Annotated in this window: 2 rRNA genes; both read left to right on the plus strand. The window is 59.1% G+C overall.

What is annotated here, in order from left to right:
* Positions 1-14: 14 nt before the first annotated feature.
* Positions 15-1,536: ribosomal RNA gene (locus ACH34T_RS44490) — 16S ribosomal RNA — on the plus strand.
* A gap of 445 nt (positions 1,537-1,981) precedes the next feature.
* Positions 1,982-5,096: ribosomal RNA gene (locus ACH34T_RS44495) — 23S ribosomal RNA — on the plus strand.
* The 16S and 23S rRNA genes sit together here, the layout of an rRNA operon.
* Positions 5,097-5,174 lie beyond the last annotated feature (78 nt).

Genomic DNA, 5,174 nt, shown 5'->3' on the forward strand with positions numbered 1-5,174 from the left:
TTGGTCGTTTGGCCTTAATGGAGAGTTTGATCCTGGCTCAGGACGAACGCTGGCGGCGTGCTTAACACATGCAAGTCGAGCGGAAAGGCCCCTTTCGGGGGGTACTCGAGCGGCGAACGGGTGAGTAACACGTGAGCAACCTGCCCCTGACTTCGGGATAAGCCTGGGAAACTGGGTCTAATACCGGATATGACCATCGGCTGCATGGTTGGTGGTGGAAAGTTTTTCGGTTGGGGTTGGGCTCGCGGCCTATCAGCTTGTTGGTGGGGTGATGGCCTACCAAGGCGACGACGGGTAACCGGCCTGAGAGGGCGACCGGTCACACTGGGACTGAGACACGGCCCAGACTCCTACGGGAGGCAGCAGTGGGGAATATTGCGCAATGGGCGGAAGCCTGACGCAGCGACGCCGCGTGGGGGATGACGGCCTTCGGGTTGTAAACCTCTTTCACCACCGACGAAGGGTGACTGACGGTAGGTGGGGAAGAAGCGCCGGCTAACTACGTGCCAGCAGCCGCGGTAATACGTAGGGCGCAAGCGTTGTCCGGAATTATTGGGCGTAAAGAGCTCGTAGGCGGTTTGTCGCGTCTGTCGTGAAAGCCCACGGCTTAACCGTGGGTCTGCGGTGGATACGGGCAGACTAGAGGCAGGTAGGGGAGAATGGAATTCCCGGTGTAGCGGTGAAATGCGCAGATATCGGGAGGAACACCGGTGGCGAAGGCGGTTCTCTGGGCCTGTACTGACGCTGAGGAGCGAAAGCGTGGGGAGCGAACAGGATTAGATACCCTGGTAGTCCACGCCGTAAACGTTGGGCGCTAGGTGTGGGGTTCTTCCACGGATTCCGCGCCGTAGCTAACGCATTAAGCGCCCCGCCTGGGGAGTACGGCCGCAAGGCTAAAACTCAAAGGAATTGACGGGGGCCCGCACAAGCGGCGGAGCATGTTGCTTAATTCGACGCAACGCGAAGAACCTTACCAAGGCTTGACATCGCCGGAAAACTCGCAGAGATGCGGGGTCCTTTTTGGGCCGGTGACAGGTGGTGCATGGCTGTCGTCAGCTCGTGTCGTGAGATGTTGGGTTAAGTCCCGCAACGAGCGCAACCCTCGTTCCATGTTGCCAGCACGTAGTGGTGGGGACTCATGGGAGACCGCCGGGGTCAACTCGGAGGAAGGTGGGGATGACGTCAAGTCATCATGCCCCTTATGTCTTGGGCTGCAAACATGCTACAATGGCCGGTACAGAGGGCTGCGATACCGTGAGGTGGAGCGAATCCCGTAAAGCCGGTCTCAGTTCGGATCGAAGTCTGCAACTCGACTTCGTGAAGTCGGAGTCGCTAGTAATCGCAGATCAGCAACGCTGCGGTGAATACGTTCCCGGGCCTTGTACACACCGCCCGTCACGTCACGAAAGTCGGCAACACCCGAAGCCCGTGGCCCAACCAGCTTGCTGGGGGGAGCGGTCGAAGGTGGGGCCGGCGATTGGGACGAAGTCGTAACAAGGTAGCCGTACCGGAAGGTGCGGCTGGATCACCTCCTTTCTAAGGAGCACACAACTGGCCGGGACAGCTCCCCGCTCGCACGGGGAGGGTTCGGGTCGGTGGCCGCTGTCGGCAGCGCATGTCTGCCGGGTGGCTGCTCATAGATGTGGAGCACTGGCTACTCACCAGGCCGCCTGTGCGGCCCGGCAAGTACCGCCCCATGGACCTCGGTCCGGGGGGAGTGGGAACGACGGGTCCGGGCGGGCGGGCTGGTGGACACGCTGTTGGGTCCTGAGGGAACGGGCGCGAGCCTGGTGGCCTCTGGATTGCGGGACCAGACACCTCGCCTCCTGTATTGGGGGTGGGGTTCTGGTGGGCCCGGTTGTTTTTTGAGAACTGCACAGTGGACGCGAGCATCTCTGGTGAGAGCTTGATGCTCTGCCTCTCTTTTTTGGGGGGTGGGGTTGATGGTTCTTATCTGCGATTTGTTTTGATCGTTTTGTGTGTTCAAGTTTTTTAGGGCATACGGTGGATGCCTTGGCATCAGGAGCCGATGAAGGACGTGGGAGCCTGCGATATGCCTCGGGGAGTCGGCAACCAGACTTTGATCCGGGGGTTTCCGAATGGGGTAACCTGGCACTCGTTATGGGGTGTCGCCGCCGTCTGAATGTATAGGGCGGTTGGTGGGAACGCGGGGAAGTGAAACATCTCAGTACCCGCAGGAAGAGAAAACAATTGTGATTCCGTGAGTAGTGGTGAGCGAAAGCGGAGGAGCCTAAACCGTGCGCGTGTGATACCTGGTAGGGGTTGCGTGTGCGGGGTTGTGGGGCCATCCGGCTGGGTCTACCAGTCCAGCAAGAAGTTATAAAGCATCGTGATAGTCGAATGGCATGGGAAGGCCGACCGTAGACGGTGAGAGTCCGGTAGGCGAAATTGCGATGTCTTCTGGGTGTGTTCCCGAGTAGCACGGGGCCCGTGAAATCCCGTGTGAATCTGCCACGACCACGTGGTAAGGCTGAATACTTCCTGGTGACCGATAGCGGACCAGTACCGTGAGGGAAAGGTGAAAAGTGCCCCGGTGAGGGGTCGTGAAAGAGTACCTGAAACCGTGTGCCTACAAGCCGTCAGAGCCTCCTCAGCGGGGGACTTGTTTCCTGGTTGTTGGTGATGGCGTGCCTTTTGAAGAATGAGCCTGCGAGTTATGGTGTGTGGCGAGGTTAACCGGTGTCGGGTAGCCGTAGCGAAAGCGAGTCTGAAGAGGGCGAATTTTTAGTCGCATGCTGTAGACCCGAAGCGGGGTGATCTAGCCATGGGCAGGGTGAAGCGCCGGTAAGACGGTGTGGAGGCCCGAACCCACCAGGGTTGAAAACCTGGGGGATGACCTGTGGTTAGGGGTGAAAGGCCAATCAAACTCCGTGATAGCTGGTTCTCCCCGAAATGCATTTAGGTGCAGCGTTGCGTGGTGCTTGCCGGAGGTAGAGCTACTGGATGGCTGATGGGCCCGACAAGGTTACTGACGTCAGCCAAACTCCGAATGCCGGTAAGTTGAGCGTGGCAGTGAGACTGCGGGGGATAAGCTTCGTAGTCGAGAGGGAAACAGCCCAGATCATCGGTTAAGGCCCCTAAGCGTGTGCTAAGTGGGAAAGGATGTGGAGTTGCCGTGACAACCAGGAGGTTGGCTTAGAAGCAGCCATCCTTGAAAGAGTGCGTAATAGCTCACTGGTCAAGTGATTCCGCGCCGACAATGTAGCGGGGCTCAAGCACACCGCCGAAACCGTGGCATCCACACCATGTGGTGTGGGTGGGTAGGGGAGCGTCCTGCAGCCGGTGAAGCCTCCGAGTGATCGAGGGGTGGAGGCTGTGGGAGTGAGAATGCAGGCATGAGTAGCGAGTCACACGTGAGAACCGTGTGCGCCGGATGACCAAGGGTTCCTGGGGCAGGCTAATCCGCCCAGGGTAAGTCGGGACCTAAGGCGAGGCCGACAGGCGTAGTCGATGGACAACGGGTTGATATTCCCGTACCCGCTGGTATGCGCCAACGCTGAACCCTCTGATGCTAAGACCTCGATCCCTGGGGTGTGGCCTTCGGGCCGTGTTCTGGGGCTAGTGGTCGACCCGAGGGGGTAGTAGGTGAGTGATGGGGTGACGCAGGAGGGTAGCTCAGCCCAGGCGATGGTTGTCCTGGGGTAAGGCTGTAGGGAGAGAGACAGGCAAATCCGTCTCTCATGTTCCTGAGAGCTGATGCCGAGCCGTTTTAGGTGAAGTGAGTGATCCCGTGCTGCCGAGAAAAGCCTCTAGCGAGTGTACCGGCGGCCCGTACCCGAAACCGACTCAGGTGGTCAGGTAGAGAATACCAAGGCGATCGGGTGAACTGTGGTTAAGGAACTCGGCAAATTGCCCCCGTAACTTTGGGAGAAGGGGGACCACGCCCGGTGAACGCCCTTGCGGTGGGAGCTGGGTGGGGTCGCAGAGGCCAGGGGGAAGCGACTGTTTACTAAAAACACAGGTCCGTGCGAAGTCGTAAGACGCGGTATACGGACTGACGCCTGCCCGGTGCCGGAACGTTAAGAGGACCGGTTACATCCTTCGGGGTGGACGCTGAGAATCTAAGCGCCGGTAAACGGCGGTGGTAACTATAACCATCCTAAGGTAGCGAAATTCCTTGTCGGGTAAGTTCCGACCTGCACGAATGGCGTAACGACTTCCCCGCTGTCTCAACCACAGGCCCGGCGAAATTGCAGTACGAGTAAAGATGCTCGTTTCGCGCAGCAGGACGGAAAGACCCCGGGACCTTCACTATAGCTTGGCATTGGCGTTTGGAGCGTCTTGTGTAGGATAGGTGGGAGACTGTGAAGCTGGCACGCCAGTGTCGGTGGAGTCGTTGGTGAAATACCACTCTGGTCGTTTTGAGCGTCTAACCCGCGCCCGTGTATCCGGGTGGGGGACAGTGCCTGGTGGGTAGTTTAACTGGGGCGGTTGCCTCCTAAAGAGTAACGGAGGCGCCCAAAGGTTCCCTCAGCCTGGTTGGCAATCAGGTGGCGAGTGTAAGGGCACAAGGGAGCTTGACTGTGAGACGGACGTGTCGAGCAGGTGCGAAAGCAGGGCCTAGTGATCCGGCGCCGGCGTGTGGAAGCGGTGTCGCTCAACGGCTAAAAGGTACCCCGGGGATAACAGGCTGATCTTCCCCAAGAGTCCATATCGACGGGATGGTTTGGCACCTCGATGTCGGCTCGTCGCATCCTGGGGCTGGAGTAGGTCCCAAGGGTTGGGCTGTTCGCCCATTAAAGCGGCACGCGAGCTGGGTTTAGAACGTCGCGAGACAGTTCGGTCCCTATCCGCTGCGCGCGTAGGAGAATTGAGAGGGTCTGTCCCTAGTACGAGAGGACCGGGACGGACGGACCTCTGGTGTGCCAGTTGTCCCGCCAGGGGCACGGCTGGTTGGCTACGTTCGGTCGGGATAACCGCTGAAAGCATCTAAGCGGGAAGCCTTCCTCGAGATGAGTTCTCCCACCCCTCGTGGGTGTAAGGCCCCCAAGAGACGATTGGGTTGATAGGCCGGGGATGGAAGCGCCGCAAGGTGTGGAGTCGACCGGTACTAATAGGCCGAGTGGCTTGAACACACACAACGTTCAAACCAAACCGCTGCACGAGCTTGTTCGCGTCCCTGTGTGGTTCCCAGAAAACAACCGGAACCCACA

The organism is Actinomadura sp. 9N215 (assembly GCF_044326345.1).
Lineage (GTDB): Bacteria > Actinomycetota > Actinomycetes > Streptosporangiales > Streptosporangiaceae > Spirillospora.